The organism is Actinoplanes sp. NPDC023801 (assembly GCF_040639655.1).
In the GTDB taxonomy this organism is placed as follows: domain Bacteria; phylum Actinomycetota; class Actinomycetes; order Mycobacteriales; family Micromonosporaceae; genus Actinoplanes.
Window position 1 is genome coordinate 77,288 of sequence record NZ_JBFAAI010000016.1, and the last position, 23,487, is coordinate 100,774.

General features: G+C 71.1%; 20 protein-coding genes. 11 read left to right on the forward strand and 9 right to left on the reverse strand.

Going from position 1 to position 23,487, the window contains the following annotated elements; genetic code table 11:
* Positions 1–130 precede the first annotated feature (130 nt).
* From AB0G04_RS26565 to AB0G04_RS26580, 4 genes are all read left to right on the forward strand, one after another.
* Complete coding sequence (locus AB0G04_RS26565) at positions 131–817, forward strand: hypothetical protein (protein ID WP_360987815.1); 687 nt, start codon at positions 131–133, stop codon at positions 815–817.
* Positions 814–1,548, forward strand: coding sequence for a hypothetical protein (locus AB0G04_RS26570; protein ID WP_360987817.1), 735 nt, complete (start codon positions 814–816; stop codon positions 1,546–1,548). The genes AB0G04_RS26565 and AB0G04_RS26570 overlap by 4 nt, the downstream gene beginning before the upstream one ends.
* Positions 1,549–1,657: 109 nt before the next feature.
* Entirely contained in the window at positions 1,658–2,029 is a 372-nt protein-coding gene (locus AB0G04_RS26575; RefSeq protein WP_360987818.1) for a hypothetical protein, read from the forward strand.
* Between the two features lie 3 nt (positions 2,030–2,032).
* On the forward strand, positions 2,033–4,171 hold the full coding sequence (locus tag AB0G04_RS26580) for a caspase family protein (RefSeq protein ID WP_360987820.1): 2,139 nt from the start codon (positions 2,033–2,035) through the stop codon (positions 4,169–4,171).
* Here the strand turns inward: AB0G04_RS26580 and AB0G04_RS26585 are convergent.
* The 3 genes from AB0G04_RS26585 to AB0G04_RS26595 form a co-directional block, all read right to left on the reverse strand.
* A complete protein-coding gene (locus AB0G04_RS26585) occupies positions 4,159–5,511 on the reverse strand; it encodes a HAMP domain-containing sensor histidine kinase (RefSeq protein ID WP_360987822.1) in 1,353 nt (450 codons plus the stop codon). The genes AB0G04_RS26580 and AB0G04_RS26585 overlap by 13 nt on opposite strands.
* Positions 5,512–5,576: 65 nt before the next feature.
* A complete protein-coding gene (locus AB0G04_RS26590; protein WP_360988057.1) occupies positions 5,577–8,450 on the reverse strand; it encodes a M28 family peptidase in 2,874 nt (957 codons plus the stop codon).
* Positions 8,451–8,646: 196 nt separating this feature from the next.
* A complete protein-coding gene (locus AB0G04_RS26595; RefSeq protein ID WP_360987824.1) occupies positions 8,647–9,219 on the reverse strand; it encodes a hypothetical protein in 573 nt (190 codons plus the stop codon).
* A gap of 27 nt (positions 9,220–9,246) precedes the next feature.
* On the opposite strand from AB0G04_RS26595, the gene AB0G04_RS26600 reads away from it, so the two are divergent.
* Entirely contained in the window at positions 9,247–9,927 is a 681-nt protein-coding gene (locus AB0G04_RS26600; protein WP_360988059.1) for a response regulator transcription factor, read from the forward strand.
* 68 nt (positions 9,928–9,995) lie between these two features.
* Positions 9,996–12,359 carry a hypothetical protein gene (locus tag AB0G04_RS26605; RefSeq protein ID WP_360987826.1) on the forward strand — a complete coding sequence of 788 codons (2,364 nt, stop codon included), beginning with the start codon at positions 9,996–9,998 and terminating at the stop codon, positions 12,357–12,359.
* Positions 12,360–12,462: 103 nt separating this feature from the next.
* Here the strand turns inward: AB0G04_RS26605 and AB0G04_RS26610 are convergent, their stop codons facing one another.
* Positions 12,463–13,221 carry a GNAT family N-acetyltransferase gene (locus tag AB0G04_RS26610; protein ID WP_360987828.1) on the reverse strand — a complete coding sequence of 253 codons (759 nt, stop codon included), beginning with the start codon at positions 13,219–13,221 and terminating at the stop codon, positions 12,463–12,465.
* Positions 13,222–13,354: 133 nt separating this feature from the next.
* Here AB0G04_RS26610 and AB0G04_RS26615 point away from each other — a divergent pair, with 133 nt between their 5' ends.
* Positions 13,355–14,551, forward strand: a complete 1,197-nt coding sequence (locus tag AB0G04_RS26615; RefSeq protein WP_360987830.1) for a glycosyltransferase family 2 protein — start codon at positions 13,355–13,357, stop codon at positions 14,549–14,551.
* A gap of 12 nt (positions 14,552–14,563) precedes the next feature.
* The gene (locus AB0G04_RS26620) at positions 14,564–14,728 is read left to right on the forward strand and encodes a hypothetical protein (protein ID WP_360987832.1); all 165 of its coding nucleotides are present in this window, start codon (positions 14,564–14,566) and stop codon (positions 14,726–14,728) included.
* Between the two features lie 34 nt (positions 14,729–14,762).
* Here the strand turns inward: AB0G04_RS26620 and AB0G04_RS26625 are convergent, their stop codons facing one another.
* Genes AB0G04_RS26625 through AB0G04_RS26635 form a run of 3 tightly spaced genes read right to left on the reverse strand, consistent with a single transcriptional unit; the run spans position 14,763 to position 17,619 of the window.
* Positions 14,763–15,824, reverse strand: a complete 1,062-nt coding sequence (locus tag AB0G04_RS26625) for a hypothetical protein (protein ID WP_360987834.1) — start codon at positions 15,822–15,824, stop codon at positions 14,763–14,765.
* A gap of 35 nt (positions 15,825–15,859) precedes the next feature.
* Entirely contained in the window at positions 15,860–16,531 is a 672-nt protein-coding gene (locus AB0G04_RS26630) for an exonuclease (RefSeq protein WP_360987836.1), read from the reverse strand.
* Positions 16,528–17,619 carry a hypothetical protein gene (locus tag AB0G04_RS26635; protein WP_360987838.1) on the reverse strand — a complete coding sequence of 364 codons (1,092 nt, stop codon included), beginning with the start codon at positions 17,617–17,619 and terminating at the stop codon, positions 16,528–16,530. Before AB0G04_RS26635 ends, AB0G04_RS26630 begins: the two co-directional genes overlap by 4 nt.
* Before the next feature lie 349 nt (positions 17,620–17,968).
* On the opposite strand from AB0G04_RS26635, the gene AB0G04_RS26640 reads away from it, so the two are divergent.
* Positions 17,969–19,018 (forward strand): glucose 1-dehydrogenase, encoded by a 1,050-nt coding sequence (locus AB0G04_RS26640; RefSeq protein ID WP_360987840.1) that lies wholly within the window; start codon positions 17,969–17,971, stop codon positions 19,016–19,018.
* Between the two features lie 55 nt (positions 19,019–19,073).
* Here AB0G04_RS26640 and AB0G04_RS26645 read toward each other — a convergent pair whose 3' ends face one another.
* Positions 19,074–19,460: a hypothetical protein gene (locus AB0G04_RS26645; protein WP_360987842.1), complete on the reverse strand. Its 387-nt coding sequence runs from the start codon at positions 19,458–19,460 to the stop codon at positions 19,074–19,076.
* 372 nt (positions 19,461–19,832) lie between these two features.
* On the opposite strand from AB0G04_RS26645, the gene AB0G04_RS26650 reads away from it, so the two are divergent.
* Both AB0G04_RS26650 and AB0G04_RS26655 read left to right on the forward strand, forming a co-directional pair.
* Positions 19,833–20,246 carry an SSI family serine proteinase inhibitor gene (locus tag AB0G04_RS26650; protein ID WP_360987843.1) on the forward strand — a complete coding sequence of 138 codons (414 nt, stop codon included), beginning with the start codon at positions 19,833–19,835 and terminating at the stop codon, positions 20,244–20,246.
* A 67-nt stretch (positions 20,247–20,313) separates the two neighbouring features.
* On the forward strand, positions 20,314–20,685 hold the full coding sequence (locus AB0G04_RS26655) for a hypothetical protein (RefSeq protein ID WP_360987845.1): 372 nt from the start codon (positions 20,314–20,316) through the stop codon (positions 20,683–20,685).
* Positions 20,686–20,765: 80 nt separating this feature from the next.
* Here the strand turns inward: AB0G04_RS26655 and AB0G04_RS26660 are convergent, their stop codons facing one another.
* Positions 20,766–23,408 carry an EAL domain-containing protein gene (locus AB0G04_RS26660; protein WP_360987847.1) on the reverse strand — a complete coding sequence of 881 codons (2,643 nt, stop codon included), beginning with the start codon at positions 23,406–23,408 and terminating at the stop codon, positions 20,766–20,768.
* Between the last annotated feature and the right edge of the window lie 79 nt (positions 23,409–23,487).

The window sequence follows — 23,487 nt, forward strand, 5'->3', positions numbered from 1 at the left end:
ATGCGTGTCAAGAGTCGACCCCGCACTGGGTAGCTCGGACGGCCACATTGTTCTGCCGCTGCGGGCCATGCAGCGAGCCGGACCGGATTGTCCATTCTGGGACTTCGGTCCGACAGCCAGGAGTTGATCAATGCCCGCCGAGCTCGTCCGGTACGACGGCCATGCCCCTTCCTTCACCACCACGGTCAGCGAGTTCGCCGTCGTCATCCATCCCCTGCTCGGACTGTCCGGGCTGGTCGCCAAGGTGATGGCGTCGAGAGCCGAGGCCGACCGTCTCGAGGGGGCAGCCGGGCGCCCGCAGCGGGACCACGAGGTGCGGATGGCCGAGATCGCGGTGCGCGAGCGGGCCCGGATCCGGCAGGACCACCTGGAACTGACCCGGCTGGAACACAACTTCGAGGCCGCACTCTGCGCGATCAAAGTGGAGGGCGCGGCCCGCCGCCATGAGGCCGACCGCCGGTTCGCGGCCGAGATGCGCCGGATCGACGGCGCGATCAAGATCGAGCTGGCACGGCTCGCCGAGGACCGGCGGCGCAACCGGCAGTCGTTCGCCGAGGCGCGGCAACGGCTGCGGCTGGCGGAGGCGGCCCGCCGCGACATCGGCAAGGCGATGAGCGAGGCCACCCGGATGATGCGCGGACGGTCCCGGTTCGCCGAGATCGCGGCCCTGACCGTGCCGATGTTGTCGCAGGCCATGACCGCGGTGGTCACCCAGCAGCAGGACGGTACGACCGCGGTGCTCGACGCGCTCAGCGGGCCCGGCCCACGAGCGCTGCCCGGTGGGCGCGGGTCCGCGGGAAGGTCCCGCCGCGCATGATCGAATGCACACTGCTGACCCTGCTGCTGGCGGGAATCATCCTGGTGTCGGTTCTCAACCGGGGATCCCGGTCGTCGTCGCGGTCACGGACCCGGCCGGGCCGCCAGATCGTCCAGCACCGGCCCGCACGCTCACGGCCGGCCCGCAGCAGACCGGCTCGCAAGAACACGTCCGGCCGGCCGGACCGGCAGTCGTCGCCGAACCGGGCGGCCGGCCTCTCCGAGGCCCAGGTCCGGGCGATCCTGGAACGGGCGCTCGGCGCGGTCTGGGAGGCCGATCAGCAGCGCATCCGCGCCCAGGTCCGCGAGCAGGAACGCCGGGTCGCCGCGCGGCTGCGCCAGGGTCAGCGGGAACTCGACTTCGCCGAACTGCGCGCCCTGCACGAGAAGTCCCGGCAGACCGCGGACCTGGCCTACGCGTCGCTCGACGCGGCCCGGGCCACCGAGCAGGCGATCAGCGAGAACATCCGCAAGACGCGCCAGGCGATCGAGGCCGCGCAGTCTCGCGGCGGCCGCAACGTGACCGCCATGCGCGGCGCCCTGGAAGCGCTGTACCTGGACCGCGACGTGATCCGGGCCCACCGGGACCGCTACATCCAGGACGTACAGCGCCTCAACCAGGAGACCGGCAACCTGCGCGACTCGATCGGCGCGAACTGCGGCGCGCCAGGTCGCCGCTGGCACGACGCGCTGATGAAGCGGACGAAGGCGCGCAAGGAGGGCCGGCTCTGAGGAACCGGCCCCGCAATCGGCCTTTCCACCGAACGCGTCCGGCGGACAAGACCGCCCAGCCGGGTGACGAGCCGGTTTTCGATCACCACCGATGGCTAGCATCCGCCGCGTGGAATTGCGACTCGACGTGGATGGTGACCACGGCCAGGCAATGGCCCTGACCCGGTGGCTGACGAACGAACGGGAACTGCGGGGCCGGTTCAAGCGCGCCACCGGCCCGGACGACCCGGAGGCCATGGGCACGGTGGCCGACATCGTGGTCCCACTGGCTGAGGCGTTCGCGGCCGGAGCACTGACCGCGCTGGCGGAGTCGCTGGTCACCTTCGTGATGCAGCGCCGCAGCGCGGTCACGGTGGAGATCGGGGACGGTCGCCGGACCCACCGGATCCGCGTGCGCGGCGGCGACGACCCTTCCGCGCTGGCCCGGGAACTCGCCCGGATCGCGGCCGAGGGCCTTCCCGGGCGCTCCGGCGGGCAGTGACCGGTGCGCCTCCCCCATGCGCGGTCGTCCAACGTCGTCATCGTCGGCGCCAGCAACTACGACGATCCCGGCCTGCATGATCTGCCCGCCGTACGCAACAACGTCCGGGATCTGCGTTCGCTGCTGACCGACCGGCGGCACGGCATCGTCGCCGACGACCGCTGCGACGTGGTGCTCAACATCGGCATCCGCGACACGATCCGGATCGTGCGCGAGCACGCCGAGGCCGCCACCGACACGCTGGTGATCTACTTCGCCGGGCACGGCCTGATGGGTGACGACGACAGCCTGTTCCTGTCCATGCGCGACACCGCGAGCGCCGACCTGGCACTCAGCGCGCTCGCCTTCGATCAGGTTCGCCGGGCGGTGCACGCCAGCCCGGCGCAGTACCGGGCCGTGATCCTGGACTGCTGCTTCAGCGGCCGGGCGGTCGAGCGCATGGGCGCCGGCGGCGCGGCCGACGCGCTGTTCGCCGAGGGCAGTTATGTGCTGACCGCTACCACCGCCAACCGGCTCGCCCGGGCGCCGGAGGGCCGCACCCACACCGCCTTCACCGGGGAGCTCGTCAAACTGCTGCGCGACGGCGTGGACGACGGGCCGGAGATGCTGTCGATCCACTATCTCTACGGGCAGGTGCGCACCGCCATGCGCGCCAGCGAATTCCCCGAACCGGCCAACCTGATGAGCGGGACGGCCGAACAGATCGTGCTGTCCCGCAACCGCTGGACGGGGAGAAGACCGGCTGCCACCAAACCGGCCCCGGCCAAACCGGCTGCCGTCAGGCCGCCGGCGACGAAGCCGGCGACGATCAAGGCACCCGTCAAACCGGCGACGGCCAAGCCGCCAACGATCAGGACGCCCGTCAAGCCCTCGGCGGCCAAAGCGGCGGCCGGACCGACCACCGTCAAAGCGGCCGTCAAACCGGCGCCACCCGGACCGGCCGCGGTCAGACCCGTGGCCGCCCTGGTCACCGCACCGCGGCCGGCCGCGGCGAAGCCCCCGGCGAAGAAGTACGTCGCACTCCCCCGGCTGATGTTCTGTCACGACGGGGCCACCCTGATCACTACCGGACGCGACAACCTGATCCGCGTATGGGACGTCACCTCCCGGCGGCTGCGGCACACGTTCTCCGGGCACACCGGCACCGTCGCGCAGTTCGCGGTCGGCGTGAACGGCTCGATGCTCGCCACCGCCGCATCGGACCGCGCCATCCGGCTGTGGAACCTCCACGACGGCCGGCAGACCGGCCGGATCGACACCACGGCGCGCTGGCTGGCGCTGCATCCGGCCGAACCCCTGCTGGCCGTCATCGGCAAAGAGGCCACGGCCGAGATCTTCGACCTGCGGAACCTCCGCCGGGTACGCACGTTGCGTGGCCACACCGGGGAGGTCCTGCGGGTCGGCCTGAGCCATGACGGCTCGCGGGTACTGACCACCGGAAGCGACCGCACCCTGCGCGTGTGGGACACCCGGAGCGGGCAGCAGCTGACCGTTCTCGACGGTGTCGCGTCACCCCGGCTGGCCGCCTTCCACACCGCCGCCGGATGGGTCGCCACCAGCCTCGCCTCCGGCGGGATCCGGCTGCGCCGGCTGGCCGGCGGCGAGAAGGGCGGGAAGATCGCCGACCTTCCCGGTGACGGCACCCCCACCGAACTGATGGCGAGCCGCGACGGCAGGGTCCTGGCGGTCCTCGATGCCGACGGCCGGGTGCGCACCTACGACATCCCCGCCCGGCGGCCCCTGTTGGATCTGGCTGCCGACGGCGCCCAGCCGGTGAGCCGGATCCTGTTCGGGGCCGGACGGACGCTTGTCACCCTCACCGACGGTGGGGTGGCCCGGCTCCTCGACTGTCGCAGCGGCAAGGTCCGGCGCACGTTGCGTGACGCTTCCCGCTCCTCGCTCTGGCTGACCTTCGATCCGACCGGCAACCATGCCGCCGTGGGCCGCCGTGACCACACGACGCACCTCTACGACCTGCGCACCGACGGCGAACCGCAGCCGTTACGGCCGGTGATGCCACGTTCGCCGGCACCGAAGCCCCGGCCCGCGGACACCGTACGCCGGACCAGCACCTGGGCCGATGATCTGCTGCGGTCCGCGTACGAGCGGCTCCGGATCGGCACCGACGGTCACGCGCTGTGAGTGCCGGCCAGACGTCGCCACCAGCGGCGCCGGGGCCGGGTTGCCGGCGCCGTCTCGTCGGAGACGACGCCGAGGGTGAGGCTGACCCGTGCGCCGCCCCACTCGTTGCGGCTCACGGTGAAGGTGCCGCCGGTGTCGGCGGCCAGCCGCTGGGCGATGTCCAGGCCGAGTCCGGTGGAGTCGGCGTTGCTGACACCTCGGGCCAGGGCGGCCTCCGGGTCGGCGAAGCCGGGGCCGGCGTCGTCGACGGTCACGGTCGCCGACTCGGCGTCGCGGGTGACGACGACCCGGCAGGCCGCGTCCTCACCGGTGTGGTGGAAGACGTTGCCGAGGACCACGTCCAGTGCCTCGGTGACCCGCGACCAGGCGGCCGGCACGGTGATCCCGGCCGGCGGCGGGTCGGCCTGCCACGGGCGGCCCTGGTCCTCGGCGAGCGCGCCCCAGAACGCGGTACGGTCCGCGACGACCGCTCCGAGGTCGCAGTGCAGGCGGGGGCGGGCGGCGAGTGGGCGGCTCGCCTCGCTGATCACGGCGCTGATCTCGTGCTCGAGGCGGGCCACCACGCGCAGCTGGCGTTCCCGGTCGTCGCCGGGAGGCAGTGCGTCGGTGTTGAGCCGTAGCGCGGTGAGCGGCACCCGTAGCCGGTGGGACAGGTTGGCGGCGAGCGCCCGTTCCTTGGCGAGCAGCTCCAGGAACCGGTCGGCCAGCAGGTTGAGGGCGGTGCCGACCTCCTCGATCTCGCGGGGGCCGCTGGGCCGGACGCGAGCGTGCAGCTGGCCGCCGCCGAGGCTGGTCGCCGTCCGGGCCAGGTCGCGGATCGAGCGTACGATCCGGGCGGCCAGCCGGTCGGCCAGGAACATGCAGAGACCGACCAGCACGATCGCCTCGGCCACCAGGACCAGCACCGCCGTACCGACGCCGGCGCTGAGCGAGGTGGCCGGCACGAACACCTCGATGACCGCGATCAGCCCCTGCGGCAGCGCGACCGGCCGCAGGTAGACGCGGCCGCCCTCGATCCCGACGGTACCGGCGGTCTCCCGCTGGCGGACCCGGTCGACGGCTCCGGCGGGCGCCCGGGTGACGCCGACGGTGCCGAGGGCCGGCAGGTGGGCGGCGAGTTCGCCGTGCTGGCCGGCGCGGGTGCTCATGATCGAGTTGAGGACCAGTTCGCGGTCGGTGGCGACCACCACGACGGCGGAGAGCCCGAGGGCCTGGCGCTCGGCCTCCCGCATCGCGCGGTCCTGTACCGCACTGTGCACGAGCAGTGCGAGCGGGATGACGAACGCCAGCGCCACCAGCGTGGTGACGGCGAGGGCGACCATTACGTAACTGCGTCTCATGGGACCGCCGACCATAGCCGTGCCGGGCGGGCTCCACCACAGGAGCCCGCCCGGCCGATCCCCCCTCAGAAAGTAAGTGCCCAGGTGTCGAGGGTGCCGGTGTCCCCGGTGTAGAGGTCACGGACCCGCAGTTTCCAGGTGCCGGAGGCCTGTTCGGCGGACGCGTCGACGCTTCGGCTGAGCTTGACGTCGTCGGCGCTGTCGAACCGGCTGGACTTCTTGAGCTGGTAGGCGGTGCCGTCCGGTGCGATCAGGTGAATCTCCAGGTCACCGCGGAACCCGTGCCGGATGGTCGCCTCGACCTTGAGCGCGGCCGGTGCCCGGCCGGAGCGTTGCACGGTGATCGGCGACTCGATCGCGGACCGGTCCTTGATCGCGAAGTCGGCGCCGTTCTCCACCCGGGTGGACACCGGTTCGGCGGGGGCCTTCACCCCGGTCAGGGCCCAGACGGCGTGGGCGGCGACGTCGGCGTGCGTGTCGAGGGCGTCGTGGTCGACGTTGCCCGCGCCGTCGCAGGCCTTGTGGTAGCACGGGTCGAACGGCTTGCCGGCCTCCCCGTCCCACTTCGCGGCCTGTGCCTGGCTCATGGCCGGGGCGAGGCTCAGGGTGGCGGTGCCGCCGGTCGGGATGCCGGCCGCGATGAAGGAGGCGTGGTCGGAGCGGCCGTTCAGGTCGGTGCTCTCCGGCTCGATGCCCTCGGCCGCGAATCCGGCCTTGAGCGCGGCGGCGATGGCCGTACCGCGGGTGTCGTCGCCGTAGAGGAAGTAGCCCGGATTGGGTGAACCGATCATGTCGAAGTTGAGATACGCGGTGATCTTGGCGCGCTCGGCGGTGCTGAGCGAGGCCACGTACGCCTTGGAGCCGACCAGGCCGGCCTCCTCGGCACCCCACCAGCCGAACCGGATGCCCTTGTCACCGTTGGCGCCGGACGCGGCGTAGGCGAGAGCGACCTCGAGGATCCCGGCCGAGCCGGTGGCGTTGTCGTTGATGCCCGGCCCCTGGTTCACGCTGTCCAGGTGCGCGCCGAGCATGACCACCCGGTTCGGGTCACCGCGCCCGGGCAGGTCGGCGATCAGGTTGTAGCCGGTCTTGCCGGCGTGGGTGAACTGCTGCACGCGGGTGGTGTATCCGGCCGCGTCCAGGCGCTGCTTCAGGTAGTCGACGGAAGCCTTGTAGCCGGTGCTGCCGTGGGCCCGGTTGCCGGAGTTGGCCTGCGCGATGCGGGCGAACTCGCCGAGGTCGGCCCGCAGCGCGGCGGCGTCGATGTCGGCGGCGGCCGCCGGGGTGCCGGTCGGCGCCGTGGTACCCGGAGTGGTCGGGCTCGGCGTGTTCGCCGGGGCGGACGGCGTCGGCGAGGCCGGCGGCGCGGGGGTGGTGGTCGTGGGTGCCGGCTGCGGCGCGGTCACCGTACAGGTGGGGTCACCCTGCGACGGCACGCTGACGGCGTCCCAGGCGGCCTTGACCACGTTGAACTCGGTGCAGCTGTCCGGGTGCAGCTCGCGGGCGGCGTCGAGGGTCGCCTTGCGGGCCTTGGTGTACGTCCAGCCGGAGGTCTTACGCAGCAGCGCGTGGTAGAAGATCTCGCCGGCCGGCCACAACCCGATGCCGGTGATCCTGCTGCCGTTGCAGGTGGCGCTGGCGGGCTTGCCGGCCGGGGCGGAGCCCTCGGCGGCCAGGTAGAACCAGTGGTTGAGCGGTCCGGCGGCCGAGTGCACCTCGGTGCTCGGGATCGACGAGGACCAGCAGTTGGGGTCGCCGACCGCCGACGGCGTGTGCATGTTGCGGATCGGGCCGCGGCCGGAGAGGTTGACCTCCTCGCCGACCAGGTAGTCGGCCGGGTCGTTCGGGTTCGCGGCGAAGTGCTCGGCGAGGGTGCCGAAGATGTCGCCGGTCGCCTCGTTCAGGCCGCCGGTCTCGTTGGTGGTGCCGCGGCTGCCGCCCGGGGTGTGGCAGAAGACGCCGTGGCCGAGCTCGTGGGCGACCACGTCGACCGAGTTGACCTGGCGGGCACCGTCGCTGGTCCGGCCGTACTTGGTCTGGTCGCGGTTGGCGTCGCCGGTACCGGCGCAGCTGTAGAAGGCGTTGACATCGGTCAGGCCGACGAACATGGAGGCGGTGCCGCCCTTGCCGTCGATGCCGTTGCGGTTGAACTTCGCCTTCAGCATGTCCCACATGACGCCGCCGGCGTACTGGGTGTCGACGCCGCCCGTGGTCAGATCACTGCCGGTGCCGTTGCCCCACTTGTCGTCGGCGTCGGTGAGGAGCTGGCCGGTACGGTCGTTGAGCACCCGCATGCCGCCGCGCGACGGGTCGCGCATCTCGAACCCGCCGGAGCCGGCGGTGGTGCCGATGGTGACCTGACCGCCGTAGTGACCCTGCCCGGTGCCACCGGTGATCTCGTCCCATGATCCGGCGTACCTGCCGGTCCGCGCGTCGACATAGGCGTGCGCGCGGCTCGCCTCGGCGCCCGGCTTGCTCTCGATGACGGTCTCCCAGACCAGGCGGTCCTTGCCGTCGCCGGCGATGACGCCCAGTTTCGGCTCACCGGCGACGTCACCCGGGTGTTTGAGCAGCGAGACCTTCTTCGCCTTGGCGGCGGTCACCTTCGGTGTGGTGGCGACCTCGACCTCGGCGGCCGGGGTGCCGCCCTTCACGGTGCCCTTGGCGTCGGTCACCACGACCACGTCACCGCCGACGAAGACCGGAAGATTCTTGTACGTACGGGCGTAGCTGACGTAGTTCAGGCCGCGCGGCGTGGTGGTCACCGACTGGCGGGTGTACTTGGCGTCCGGGTCCGAGTCGAACCCCGTGGACTTGCCGGTCACGTACTGGTCGGCCGCGGCCGCGGAGCTGACCGCGCCGCCGTCGGAGAAGTCCGGCTCCGGAATCTGGCCGACACCCGAGTAGCCGGCGGTGTACGCCGCTCCCAGGCCGAGCATGACCAGTGTGGCGCTGCTCAGCGCGGTGACGCGCAACGCTTTTCTGCTGCGGGAACGCCTCACTGACGATCCTCCCAAGGCTGTTGTCGATCTCTGTATGCCGCGAGAGTCTCGCCGTGCCAGCCTTAAGAGCACCGGAAGGAACGCTATCGGACCGGTAACGACATGCCGATGCCGGTCGATGCGCCGGGCGGCGTCAGGATCCGTACTCCTCGATGACCTGCGCCGCCGGGCCGCCGCTCCAGTAGGCGGTGATCACCGAGGTGTGTCCCGGTCTCGTCAGCCGCGCCACCACGACGGTGTCGCTGCGCCGGGCCGCGCTCGCCACGTACCCGGTGCGCGGTTCGGCGTCGATGACGTCCACCCGGGTCGCCGAGTAGGCCACGATGACGGCGCCGCCGTCGGCGCTCACCCGGTACCGGGGCCGCCGGTCGGCGACCGACGGTGACGCGCTGGCCGGTGCGGCGGTCGTGGGGGTGGCGGAGGGGCGATTGACCGTACGGCTGGGGGCGGGTTTGCGGGAAGGCCGCGCCTTGGACGGACTGGCCGACGGGCTCGGTGGCGTCGTGGCGGGCGGAACGGTCTCGTCGAGCCCGAACCGGATCTCGGTGTAGCGGCGGTTGACGTCGATCGCGACAGGTGGTTCGTCGGTGAGTGCGGGCGCCACTCCGAGCCGCACCCCGAACCAGGACACGGTGACCGCGGTGACCGTCACAGCGAGCCATCCAGCGAGGTATCTCCAGCTCCGGCGCATCGGCACATTCTGCATGACCGATACGCTGGCGCAATGCCTGACGTGCTGGTGATCGAGGACGACGTCGACGTCCGGGAAGCAATCGGCCGGTTACTCACCGCTACCGGTCATGAGGTACGGCTCTGCGCGACCGCCCTCGACGGGCTGCGTGAGGTGGCCGCGCGGCCACCCGACATCGTGGTTCTCGACCTGGGACTTCCCGATCTCGACGGTGCCGCTGTGCTCAGCCGGATCCGGGCCACCTCGCAGGTACCGATCGTGGTGGCGACCGCCCGCGATGCGGAGAGCGAGATGATCCGTCTGCTGCGGGCCGGTGCCGACGACTACGTGGTCAAGCCGTACTCCGCCGAGCAGATCGAGGCGCGGATCGCGGCCATGCTGCGCCGGGGTCGCGGCGGTGCGGCGGACGGGCTGACGGTCGGCGGGCTCACCCTCGATCCGCTGGCGCGGACGGCCGCCCTCGACGGAACGCCGCTGCAGCTGTCGCGGCTGGAGTTCGACCTGCTCGCGTACCTGATGGAGCGGGCCGGGAAGGTGGTCACCCGGCGGCAGCTGCTGACCGGCGTGTGGCCGGACGAGAGCCGGTCGATGGAGACCGTGGACGTGCACGTGACGTGGCTGCGGCGCAAGCTCGGCGAACGGGCCGCACAGCCCCGCTACCTGCACACCGTCCGTGGTGTGGGTATCCGTCTGTCCGCGCCGGAGCAGCCGCTGAACGGATGAGGACATGCCGGGGATGTGCGATTTACATTGTTTTCTCGTGAATCATCCCCTCACCCTACGGATCGTGAATGCGCCTGAACTCCCGCAGCATCGCCCGTGACGTCACCACGACGGCCGCCTGCCTGACCGCGGTCCTCGCCGGCACCGCCCTCCCCGCCACGGCGACCGCAGCGGCTCCGTCCGAGCCGGCCGCGTACGCGCTCGCCTCCACCCGCGGCTTCACCCCGCTCGCGGCCGGCGACTGCACAGCCGACGCGGCCTGTGTGCTCGCGCCCGCCCCGCGCGGCGGTGTCCTGGACGACCACGCGGCACTCACCCAGGCGATCACCACAGCCGCGGGCCGGACCGTCCCCGCGGTCGTGGCAGCCGACGGGACCACCGTGATCACGCCCGCCACCACGGCCACGGTGCTGCTGACCGGCGGCACGTACCGGGTCACCCGCGGGCTCAAGCTGCCGCCCAACGTCAACCTGCGCGGTGCCGGCATCGGTGCGACCACGATCCTGATGGACCCGACCCTGAACTGGCGCAACTTCGCCTACAGCTATCTGATCCTGCCGAACGGTGTCACCGAGGCCGGCAGCACCAACCTGGTCTCCGACCTGACCGTCAACGGCAACTGCCGGACCGGCGCGGGCGCCTTCGACGACGCCGTCCTCCCCGGCCGCCCGGGCCAGCCCTGCGACTTCCGCGAGACGGTGGGCGCACACGCCAACACCGGCGGCGGCATCTCCGCGGGCGACCGGTGGACCGTACGCCAGGTGCGGTTCACGAACTTCGAGTACTTCAAGCTGTGGGTCAACGGGACCACCGGCGTCCAGGTCGTCGACAACCGTTTCGACAACCGGGGCGGCGCCGAGTCCGACGGTGAGGACAACATCGGCGGCGGCGGCCGCAACACCGGCACCCTGATCGAGGACAACCGGTACGACGCCACGATCAACGGCAACGCCTTCGACTTCACCAACGCCAAGGACACCACGATCCGCGGCAACGTCGTCGTCACGAGCCCGGCCGTCGCGGCGGCCCGCGGCGTACCCGAGTACGGCAACATGTATCTCGAAGCCGTCTACGGCGGCACCGTGACCGGCAACCACCTGCAGGGCGCGCACATCGTGCTCAAGTCGAACTCCGACTACTCGCACACCGGCCCGAACCGGGACGTCACCCAGCCGCGCGGCATCCTCGTGGCCGGCAACACCGTCCGCGACTCGTACACCGTCGGGATCGCCGTCGCCTACGACGACTACCTCGACGCCGACGGCACCGCGGGTACCCCCGGCGGCTGGGACGACAGCAGCACCAGCACCACCGATCACCTCGTCCGGCCCGGCGGCGCCAACGTCATCCGCGACAACGTGATCGAACGGCCACGGCAGTCGGGCATCCTCGTGTACGGCAGCACCGCCGCCAAGACCAGCGCCGACACCATCACCGGCAACCTCGTCGTCAACGCCGGAGCCGGCGGTTCGGCCTCGTACAACACCGGCGCCGGCTACTTCGACACCAGCGGCATCGGCCTGTCGGTCGGCAGCAACGACGTCATCGCCGGCAACACCGTCGTCGACGACCAGGCCGAACCCACCACCTGGTACGGCGTGCAGATCGGCGCCCGCAAGGCGACGTCCCGGCCGGTCTACCTGTCGCTCAGCGGCAACACCGCGACGGGCGTCATCGCCGGGCCGGTACGCACGGTCACTCTGGCACCGGAGGCACCCACCGGCCTGGTGGCTTCCGGGTCCACGCTGACCTGGCAGGAGTCCTACGCCACCGGGAACCCGATCGCCGGATACCGGGTGTACCGCAACGGCCTGCCGGTCGCGAACCTGCCCGTCGGCAGCGCCGCGATCCCCGACAATCTGCTCGGTGCGGACGCCGCCGGGCTGGAGAACGCCACCGCGGGCACCGCCGGCTGGACCGTCAGCGGATCCTCCAGCAAGGTCACCCGCTCCACCGCGGGCGGAGCGAACGGCAGCGCGTCGCTGCAGCTCACCGCGCTGAGGGACGGTCAGATCAGCACCTCGAGCAGCCCGGTGGCGGCCACGGCCGGGACCACGTACACCTCGGTCGCGAGTTTCCAGGCCCTCGGCGCCGGCCGCCAGGTGCGTGCCGGGCTGGCCTTCACCGACGCCGCCGGCAAGGTGAGCCGTCTCGGCAGCGCCAACGTCGCCACCGTCGACAGCACCACCGGCTGGATGACCAGCTCGTACTCGGCGGTGGCGCCGGCCGGCACGGTCAGTGTCCAGACCTTCCTCATGGTCGAGAGGGCCGTCATCGGCGAATCGCACCTGATCGACCGGATCGGCCTGGTCACCGGCGCGAGCACCGAACAGTGGACGGCATCGGCCGCTCTCTCCGGCACCTACCAGGTCGTCGCCTACCGCACCGGTGACGGCGAGCTCTCCGCCGTCACCGAGATCCGCATCCCCTGATCCGCACGCGTCCCCGGCAGGAGTAGTCCTGCCGGGGACGCCCCGATCCGCGCCGGTCGGCCCGCCCACCCGCACCTCCCGGCCGGACTCCCCCGGCCGGATGTCAGGACGGCGAACCCGGTGCGGCGAAGTTCCAGTAGCGGTACTCGGCCACGGTCGTGAACCCCATCCGCCGGTAGACGGGCAGACCCGCGCCGGTGGCCTGCAGCACCGCGACCGACGCCTCCGGCACCGCGCCGATCGCCCGCGCCGTGATGATCCGGCCGAACCCGCGGCGGCGGTACTCCCCGCGTACACCGACGAAATAGACGCCGACGCTGTTGTCGTGCCGGACGCTGATGCTGACGGCCGCGACCCGGTCCCCCACCCGTCCGAGATGGAACCGGAACGCCAGGTCCGCGAAGGCGCGATCGTTCACCAACGGGGCCAGCAGGTCCGGTTCGAACCCGTAGACGGCCGCGGCACAGCCGAGGAACGCCCGCAGGCCGGCCACGTCCACGGCGTCCGACATCATCAGATCGCCGTCGCCGGCATCGTCGATCCGCCCGCCCGGCCTGGTGAGCACCGGATACAGCGGCTGGAGCGTGGCACCGTGCCGGGCGGCGAACCGGTTCGTGGCGGCCGACTCCGTCTCGGCGTACAGACGCCACGGCAGTCCGTGCCCCTCGAAATAGTTCAGCGCGCGTTCCAGTGCCGGCTCCTGCCGCTCCCCCGGATCCAGGTGCAACTGGTTCCACGACCGGCCCGGAATCCCGCTGCGGACCAGCAGCCCACCGGGTGTCTCGAGGCTCTCCCCGCCGCAGATGCGGGCGAACTGCCGCCAGAACGCTCGATGGTTGGCGTGCGCAGCTGTCACTGACATCGCCCGATTCTCGCCGTACCGGTCACGCCGAACGCGTCAGGGGCCGATCCGGCATTTCGTACTGACCGTCCGGAACATCGGCGAAGTCCGATCATCCGACTTCCGGGCCGGCTGACCTCTCGTTGAACCAACCGTGACCGTCGACGTCGAAACCAGCCGCATCGTCCCGCGCCAGCGGTCCGGTGAGCCGGGGCAGGTGACCACCCGGATCCCGCTGCCGAACCGCACCCCGCGGCTCGTCGCGATCGTCCCCGCCTACAACGAGGCCGCGACCATCGCCGGAACCGTGCGTGCTCTGCGACGCCAATGGGCGCCGCGACTGGACGACATCATCGTGGTGCCCAACAACTGCACCGACGCCACCGCGGATCTGGCACGTGCGGCCGGTGCGACGGTCCTGGAGTTTCCGGGCGTCAACGAGCACAAGAAGGCCGGGGCCCTGAACTGGGCTGTCAACCGGCTGCTGCCCGGCCTGCAGGACGAGGACCAGATCCTGGTGACCGATGCGGACAGTGTGCTCGACCCCGACTTCACCCAGCACGCCCGCCGCGCGCTCCTGGCTCCGCACATCCGCGGACATCGCCGGTCGCACCGGCAGCGCCCGGCGGTCGGTGCGGTGTGCGCATGCTTCCGCACCGAACGGGAGCCGTCCGGGCTGCTGGCACGGCTGCAACGCAACGAGTACGAGCGGTTCGCCCGGCAGATCGGCCGGTCCGGCGACAATGCGCTCGTGCTGTCCGGGGTGGCGACGCTGTTCGACGTCAGCGCGATCCGCCGGGTGATCGCCGCCCGCGGGACGACACTGCCCGGCTATCCGGGCGAGTTCTACCACCGCGACACCGCCACCGAGGACATCGAACTCACGTTCGCGTTCCGGGCGCTCGGCTACCGGCCCAAGGCCCCGGCGCAGGCCCGCGCGCTGACCGACGTGATGCCGTCCTGGAAGGCGCTGCGGGATCAGCGTCTGCGCTGGCAGCGGGGCATGCTCGACAGCCTGCGGCTGTACGGCTGGACCCGCGCGACGGCCGCGGACGTGGCCCGGCAGCTGGGCATCTACCTCGGCTCACTGGCCGCGCCCGCCTATCTGACGTTCCTCGCGGTGATGGTCGCGCTGAGCGGCCGGGTGCCGTTCTCCTGGTCGTGGGCGCCGATCACCCTGCTGTTCGTGGTGGAACGGGTGTGGACCGTCCGCCGTAACCGATGGTCGGACGTTCTGCTGGCCGCGGTGCTGATTCCGGAGTGGGCGTACGAGCAGTGGCGGTCGGGGGTGTACTGGCTGGCCGTCTGGAAGACGCTGCGTGGCAGCGAACGCGAGTGGATCAATGTGTAGAAAGGAGTCGACATGTACGGCAATGTGGCCGGCGGCGGCACGGTCGCCGCGGGTACCGGACTGGCGGTGACGGGCTACCAGACGATGTGGCTGCTGGTGGCGGGTGTGACCCTGGTGGTGGCCGGGCTTGCGGTGATGAGGCTGGTGCCTCGCCGCAGGCGACGCGTCCGCGTCTGACCCGGCCGGACGGTGCGGCCCCGCGTCCGGCGATTCACGCGGGGCCGCACCCACCGCCGGTCAGTGTCCACAGGTGGACCGCCGCGTCGCCGGGCGAGATCGTGCACCAGAGACCCGGGCCCGCTGATCGGGCGGGGCCCGCAACCGGAACCGGGTAGGTGACGGGCCCACGAACCGTCATCGTGACGAGGTCGACCAGCCAGTGCCTCGGCGCTCCGGCGTCGTCCTCGGTGCCGGCCACGGCGACGTCGTCCCACGGGAACGCCGCCTCGAGGTCCCAGCGGACCCGTCCGCCGCCCGTTGCCGGAGGCACCGCCGTCTCGGCGTCCAGTAGCCGTAACCGCGTGCCGTCCGTCGCCCGGTGCAGGTGAAGCGACCATTGGCCGGGGTCCGCGGTCAGGAAGTGGCCACCGGACGGGGCCACGGCGAGGAAGACCTTCTCGACGTATCGTCCGGCGGTCAGCGTCCGGCCGTCCCAGTGTCCCCACAGCACCGGCGAGTCCTCGTCACCCTCGCCGACCGTCAGTCCCATGTACGCCGGATCCGGGTGCGGGAAATGGGCGGAGAACGATCCCGCGGTCATCGTCGCGGTACGCCCCAGCACCGTACCGTCGGCAGCGTCGACAACCATCCACTGCTCGTCGATCTCGTCGTCGGCGTAGTCGCGGACATGGGCCCACACACGTTCGCCGTCCGGGGAGAACGCCGCCGAGCCATGGTCGGCGAAGCTGTGGTCGTCATCCTCGGCGTACTCGGCGAAGGTGGCATGGTTCACGGTGCACCAGGCGGCGGACCAGCAACCATGCCGAAGTTCCCACCGGAGTACGCCGTTGGCGTCGAGGGCCCGCAGCGCATGCACGCCGGCGAAGACCGCGAGGTCACCGGCCGGCGAGACGGTGACCGAGCCGTATCGGCGCGGCCACGGCGCGGGAAACCGGCGCTCCGGCTGCTGCCCGGCCAGGTCCCGGACGGCCACCTCCGTGTCGCCGCGTTGCATGACGAGGGTGCGCCTTCCCCAGGAGAGGACCGCGGGCGGGTCGGCGGGCCCGAGGTCCGGCCAGGCGGGCACCGTGGCGACAAGAGTGGCAACAGGCACGGCTCACCATAGACCCGAACGCCTGGTGCCGAACCTCAGGATCGTTCAGTTCGTGGCTCTGCGCTCGGGTGATGAGCGACGAGCGGCGCACTGCCCGCGGCACGAGCCTGCGCTCGCTGGAACAAGACGCCGAGCAGGTGTGCGTAGCCGCGGGCATCGTCGATCGCACGGTGGGTGTGCGGGATGTCGCCGAACCATTCAGCCGGCAGACTGCCGGGCGATATCTCGGCGACCGGGCGTCCTACGACAGCCGCGGCATAGCTGCGAAGGCACAGGCCGGACCCGTCGAAAAGAGTCTTCTCCTCGTAGGGTCCCTGGACCACGCCGTAGGACGTGAAACGTCGTAGGTAGTAGTCGATCCATCCGCCGTCGAAGGCGATCGGGGAGGCTGCGAACATGCGCGGCCTCGCCAGGCTGTGAACCCATGCGACGTACTCCGTCATCACCCGGTGGATCGGCTGCGGGTCGGTTGTCGCCGCCGCCCATGCCTCCGGCTGCGTCTGGAACCACGCGTAGGTGCGGGGATCGGGAGCCGCGCCGGGAAGCGGTTCGAGAACGGCTTCGAAGGCGCCCCGTTCCTCTCCGCCGGCGGTGACCGCGACGGAAGCGAACGACCTCATCGAGTTGGCACCAGGCCAAGGGCCGTCGACCTCGATGTCCGTAACGACATAGATCCACTCATCCCGATGGCCCACCAGTCCGGTCAACGTGAGGCTCCTCCCGGTAACTCGAAGTTCGCCGGGCAGTGTGTCATGTCCCTCAAGCGGGGCCTGTCCATGGTGGGGCTCCGGTCGATCTTGTCGGACACTGCGAGAAGGACCACGACGAACAGCAGCAGCCCGGCAACGGTGCCGGAGTGGTTCTGCAGAGTCAGCACCCACGGCTGTTCCGGTGGCGGAAACTCCGGCGTCACCGCGAAGGAGAAGACCGCCTTCCATGAGCCCCACGCGAACAGGAACCCGGAGGACAGCCATGACAGCAGCAGTGGCGCCCGGCCGGTGCGGCGGGCCAGCGTCCATGCGCTCCACGCAGCGATCAACGCCCACACTCCACTGTTGGCGGTGAGCAGGTGCCACTGCGCCTCGCGGGTGTCGAGCGTTGCTCCGTTCAGGCCGATCGTCCCGCCCAGCGCCCAGAACAGTTGCGGCAGGCCGAGGGCCGTGCAGAGCACCGCCGCCAGCCGGGCCACGGTGACCCGCACGCCTGAGCGCCCGGGGACATCTCCGGCGGAGAACGCCTCCGGCCACCGCCGGACCGCGTAGATCGGAGCGGCGATCGCCACACCGAGCGCGAACCCGGCGAACGACACGGACAGCAGACCGATCTCCCAGCCTGTCATCGGCGCTTCCGCCGTGGTGTCGCCGGCCTCCGTGCCGACGAGCGCGAGAAGCGGGATGAGCGGGATCATCGGCACCAGGAAGCCCATGCCGAGCCAGGCCGGAATCACCATCAGCCAGGCCGGCACCCGCAGTCCCCATCGCTGCGCGAGCGCGAGGCCGAGCAGCATGGCCAGCCCCGACATGGCTACCGTCAACCCGTTGACGACCGCCCAGTCGAGGTGGCTCCAGGCCCCTTCGTGCAGTCCTCCGCCGCGCAGTCCGTCGATCGTCCAGAAGATCTTCATGACGAAGTACGGCGCCATCGCGAACACTGCGCCGTAGGCGGCCACCCGGCCGACAATCGACCAGTGGCCCTTCATCGTCGTCTCCTGGGCCGCCCTCTTACGGGATCCTTCTGCACCGTCGGTCACCGCGAGTGGCGGCGCGGCACCGTCAGGCCGTTCGACTTCTCTCATGCCGTTCACGCTAGGAATCAGGGCGCCGGGAAGCCTCCCTCTGCGTAGGGAGGGTCCTCCCTCTGGAGGGTGAGCCCATGGTCGACCCGACGGGCCGTACCAGCGCGCCGTAGTCCGCCAAGACATGGGCGCTCTTGCCGCTGATCGAGATCGGCTCGGCGCTGTAAGAGATGCCTGTGGGCGGGTGGCGATCGTCCAGTACGCGTGGTCACTCACGTGCCGTCAGCAAGACAGCGCAGACCGACTCGCCGCTGGGTAATCGCCCCGCGTTTCACTGCGCTGATGGCGGGTAGCCGTCTGGGCAATTACTGCAATATGCCGGATTCATCCGCCTGCCCGAGGAGAGCCGATGCGCGCGTTGACCGTGGAGCCGCTCAAGGCCGACAGCGCTCGGATCAGCGACGTGCCGGACCCCGTCCCCGCCGCGGGCGAGCTGCTGGTGCAGGGCCTGGCCTTGGGCGTCTGCGGAACGGATCGGGAGATCGCCGCCGGCGAGTACGGGTGGGCGCCCGCCGGCCGGGACCGTCTGGTGCTGGGCCACGAGTCGCTCGGACGCGTGCTCACCGCCCCGCCGGAAAGCGGGTTCAGCGCTGGCGATCTTGTCGTGGGCGTGGTGCGCCGGCCCGACCCGGCGCCTTGTGGGGCCTGCGCGCACGGGGAGTTCGACATGTGCCGCAACGGGGAGTACGCCGAGCGCGGCATCAAGCAGCTCGACGGATTCGGCAGCGAGCTCTGGACCGTGGAGGCCGACTACGCGGTCGCGCTGGATGCCCGGCTGGCGCAGACGGGCATCCTGCTGGAGCCCGCCTCGGTGGTGGCGAAGGCATGGGATCAGATCGAGAAGGTGGGCCGGCGCTCGTGGTTCGAGCCGGAGCGGGTCCTGGTCTCCGGCGCGGGCCCGATCGGCCTGCTGGCCGCGTTGCTGGGCGTGCAGCGCGGGCTCGAGGTGCACGTTCTGGACGTCGCCACGGACGGTCCGAAACCCGCGGTCGTCGATGCCCTCGGCGCGCAATACCACACGAAGCAGATGGGCGAGGTCGCCGCCGAGGTGCGACCGGACATCGTCATCGAGGCGACCGGCGTTCCGCAGGTGGTCTTCGAGGCGATGACCGGCAACGCGGCGTACGGGGTCGTCTGCCTGACCGGCGTATCGCCGGTGGGCCGCAAGATCGCGGTGGACGTCGGCTCGGCGAACCGCGAGATGGTGCTGGAGAACGACGTGGTCGTCGGGTCGGTCAACGCCAACCTGGGCCACTACGCCGCCGCGGCCACCGCACTGGCGAAGGCGGACACCGACTGGCTGGCCAGCCTCATCACCCGCCGGCTGCCCCTGGATCGGTTCGCCGAAACGCTGGAGCCCGGCCCGGACGACATCAAGGTCGTGCTGGATCTGGCCTGATGGGCGCCCGCGGTCAGGCCCAGGCTGCCACCGGTGAGCGGACCGCCGGCCGGATTCACACTTGGGGGCCGTCGCCAGTTCGAGTCGGGCGCTCGCGACTCAGATACCGAACCGGCTTGCCGAGCGACTCCGCGTAGTCGATCTCCCGTCGGGTCGACTCCCCCACGTAGCCGCCCGGATCCACGATGTACACCTCGTCGGCCATGCGGATCTTCTGGCGGTGCACTGCGCCGATCCGTCCCTTGAGGTCCGAGCGGTCGACTGTCCAGTCGTAGCCGGGCAGCTCGGGGAGGCTGAACATCCCGAGGCTGATCACGACGCAACCTTCCATCGTGAGCCGCTGGCTGACCTCCGCGAACTCAGCCTCGAACCTGGTCGAGCCGCACAGCGTGATGACCTTCGCTGCACTCCCGGCCGACTGCGGCGCCTGCTGGTCCTCCATGAAGTTCATGATCGCTGAACGGCAGGACGGGTCCATCGCCGCCCCATGGACGTCCCGCCCAGGTAGCCGCCGATGACGCCCGCCCGGAGATGACCGCCGGCGGACGTCTTGTGGCCGGATGCCATCGATCCACCGGGTTCGCGTCGCCAGCAAAGATCGTGAAATGTGTCCGAGCGCCTCATTAAATCGTCGCGCCGTCATCAATTCATGAGATTGCGTCAAGAATATTACTATTCATGTGGATCAATTTAGAGGGGTTGACCGGAAGGGCGCCGCGATTTAGGTTCAATCTGACTCATGCGTTCGGTCCGCCGCCTTCTTCCATAAGGGGAAGCCGCGGATTATGCACACCCTTCCACAAGGAGGAACCCCGTGACCTTGCAGTATCGAATCGGCATCCTCGCTGCCTCGTTGTGCGCCGCGGTCGCCACCGTCCCCCTTGCCGCGCCCGCACAGGCGGCGCCGGCCACCGACCACCGGGCGACCACGTTGCTGCTCAGCGTACAGTTGACGGAGCATCCCCAGCAGGCGCCGCGGACGGCGGTCCTGCGATGCGGCAGTGATGGCGGCACCCATGTCCGCACCGCGCAGGCCTGTGAGGATCTGCGGGCCGTCAACGGCGATCTGCAGGAAATGGTGTACCAAGACGGCCCCTGCACACTGGAATATCTGCCGCTGACCGCGACGGCCGTCGGTTTGTGGGAAGGTCGGCCGGTACTTTATCGGAATACTTTCTCGAACCGGTGCGACATGCTGCGCGCCACCGGGAACGTCTTCCGGTTCTGAGGCCGAGCCGATGAGGAATGCATTCACCCGAACGGTACGCAAATGCGCCCGCATCACCGTGACCCTGGTGGTTCTCAGCATTGCCGTCGACGCCGGACCGGCCGTGGCCGGCGCGTGTGGGGCGCGAACCGAGTCGGTGCTGGTGCAGCGGGCTGGTGGGCTCGCCGGCACCGTCGAGCGCTTCGTGGTGAACCGGGCCGGTGCGGACGCCGCGGGCGCCAAGGTGCTGGCCCTGACGGCAGGGCAGCGTTTCCGGCAGTTGCAGGCGAGCTATCTCCCCGCGGACCTGTGCTGCGACCGCTTCGTCTACACCGTCGTCGCTCGCTACGCCGACGGCTCCAGCAAGACGGTGACCACCACCGACGCCACGCCGTTCACCCCGCCGCCACTGCTCGTGATCATCCGTCTGATGACCGAGAAGGAGCCGATCGCCACGTGATCATCCCCTAGGGGCCGACACGGCAGAAAGGTAGCTTGCGGGGCCGCTGCAACCGGCGGCCCCACAAGTCAAGTGGCACGCTAACCGAAGTACGGGCGATCGGCCTCGCGCGACCTCTCGAGCAGGGCCTCGACGTGTTCGGCCGGCATCGGGCGCGCTAGCAGGTCGCCCTGGCCGAGCCGGCAACCGGTGGAGTGGACGGTCTCCACGTCGTCGTCGGTGGTCAGGCCGTCGGCGATCACCTCCATGCCGAGCCGGCGGCCCAGGGTGACAGCGATGTCCATAATCGCGCCGACCGCCGCCGGTGCGGATTCCTGCGGGCTGAACACCGCACGATCGATCTTCAGCAGGTCGACGGGCAGCACCCGCAGCCGGCTCAGCGAGGTGGGTCCGGCACCGAAGTGGCCCACCGCCGTACGGACGTCGCTCATCCGCAGCCGGCGCAGGTGTTCGGCCAGCCGTTCGCTGGCCTCCGGGCTCTGGTGCAGGTCGTCCTCACTGACCTCCACCACGAGTGCCGAGCGGGGAATGCGGTGGGCGGTGAGCAGCTCGTCCAAGCCGGCCCGGAACGTCTCCTCGCCGAGTTCACTCGGGCGGACGCCGATCGAGAACCAGAGCGGCTGGTACTCCTGCCGCCAGGCGGCGACCTGCCGGCACGTGCGGTGAAACCCCCATCGGCGCAGCTCACCGAGCATGCCGAGGTCCTCGGCCAGGGCGAGCAGCTCGTCGGCGGCGAGTCTGCCCAGCGCCGGGTGCCGCCAGCTGAGCACCGCCTCGACCCCGACCGGGCGTCTGCCGGGCAGTTCGAACACCGGCTGGAAGAGCAGTTCCACCTCGTTGCGATCCAAGGCCGTCGGCAGGTCCTGTTCGAGCGCCGAGCGGCGTACCAGCTGTTCCTCGATGGCCTCGTCGTACCATTCGACGCCGCCGGGCGGCTGCGACCGGGCCACGCGGAGGCCGAGGGCCGCCCGGCGCAGCGCCTCGTCGATGTCGGTCTGCGGGCACGCGTCGGTCAGGCCGGCCCACACCAGCAGGTGTGCGCCGGCGCCGTCGAGTTCATAGGGCGCCGTCAGCGCGGTCACCAGCTGGTTGGCCAGCAGATGTGCGCTGACCGCGCCGCTGCGGGTCAGCACCGCGAGCCGGGTGTCGCCGACGCGGGCGCAGACCTCGAAGGTGTCGATGCGGGTACGCACGCGGCGCGCCGCCTCGACGAGCACCGCCTCGGAACGTTCGGTGCCGTGCACGTCGGCGATCGCGGTGAGCCCGCTGAGCTCCAGGACGATCAGCGCACTGCCGTCGGTGGTCCGCGGGCCGGCACGGCGCAGCCCTCGCAGGTTGGCCAGCCCGGTCAGCGGGTCCAGGTGGGACGCCTGCTGGAGGGCTTGTTCGAGTTCGCGCCGGTCGGTGACGTCACGGATGTGCAGGACGAGGCTGCGGCCGGGCATCGCGGGGTCGGCTCCGCCGACCGTCCACTCGGTCTCACGCCAGCGCCCGAACCCGTCACGGAGCCTGGCCGCGACTGGGCGCTCGTCGATGAGGTCGGTCCGGTCCTCGTTGAGCCGTGCGGTCAGGAACGCGCCGAGAGCGGCCGCCTGCTCACGATGGACCAGCGAGGTGATCGGGCGGCCCAGCACCTCCTGGTCGGACAGGCCGAAGTGGCGGGCCGCCGCCGGGGACTGCCAGCACACGGCCAGACCGGTGTCCAGGACCATCGCCACGTCGGACGCGCCGAACATCAGGCTGCGCAACCGTTCGCCGTGGTGGGTCAGCAGGTCGGCGTGCCGGCGCAGGGCGATGGCCGCGACGAACTCCCGGGTCGCCACCGCCAGCAGCGCGATCACCGCCAGGGCGATCGCGGTCGCGTCGAGGTCGCCGCCGTCCAGCAGCCGCGCCGCGACCGCGACCGACGATCCCAGCACCGGCAGGGCGAACAGCGGGAAACCGGCTGCCGGCTCGCTGCCGGCGGGTACGGGCGGCCCCGCCTGCGGGTCGACGCGGACGCTTGCCCACCACATCACCCATGCGGCGATGTTCACGGCCGCGCCGGCGGCCACCGCGGCGACTGCCGAGTTGGGGTTGGCCGGATTGTCCGCACCGATGGCGAGTGCGGCGAGACAGATCAGTGCCAGGGCGAGGCCGGGACCGGCCCATCGCAGCGACGCCCGGTGCCGGATCGCATGCACGCCGACGACCGCGGCGACAGCTGTCGCGGTCGTGCCGACGACGGTCGCGATCGCGGAGGCGCCCCGCTGATAGCCGTCGCTGAAGATGAGCACCCAGGGCGGCAGGACGAGGCAGGCCGAGACACCGACGATGTCGAGGCAGACCCGCAATCTGCCCATGGGGTCCCGATGCTGCTGCGGGCGCAGCAGGGCGGGCAGTGTCACCAGGGCGACCAGGACGAGGGCGACCAGGTACAGGCGGGCAGCCGGCGGCACCCCGTCGATGTCGGCAGGCGGGCCGGCCAGGGTGATCACGGCCCCGCCCGCCCCCGTCACACCGGTGAGCACCAGCCCGCCGCCGAGCAGCAGGGCACGAAAGCGCGGTCCGGCTGCCGTTCCCGTGCGGGCGGCCCACATCGTCAGCACGCCCGGGATCAGCACCGCCGCGGTCAGCATTCCACCGGCCACCGGCAGGGGCAGCAGGCTCGCGACCGTCAGTGCCCAGGCCGCACCGAACCCGGCGAACGTCGATGGACGCACCAGCCGCCGCAGCGCAGTCATGCGGTGGATCCTACGGATCCAGCCCGATTTCCTCACACCCCGTGAACGGTCGATGACCCCTTGCGGGTGGCACGCCACG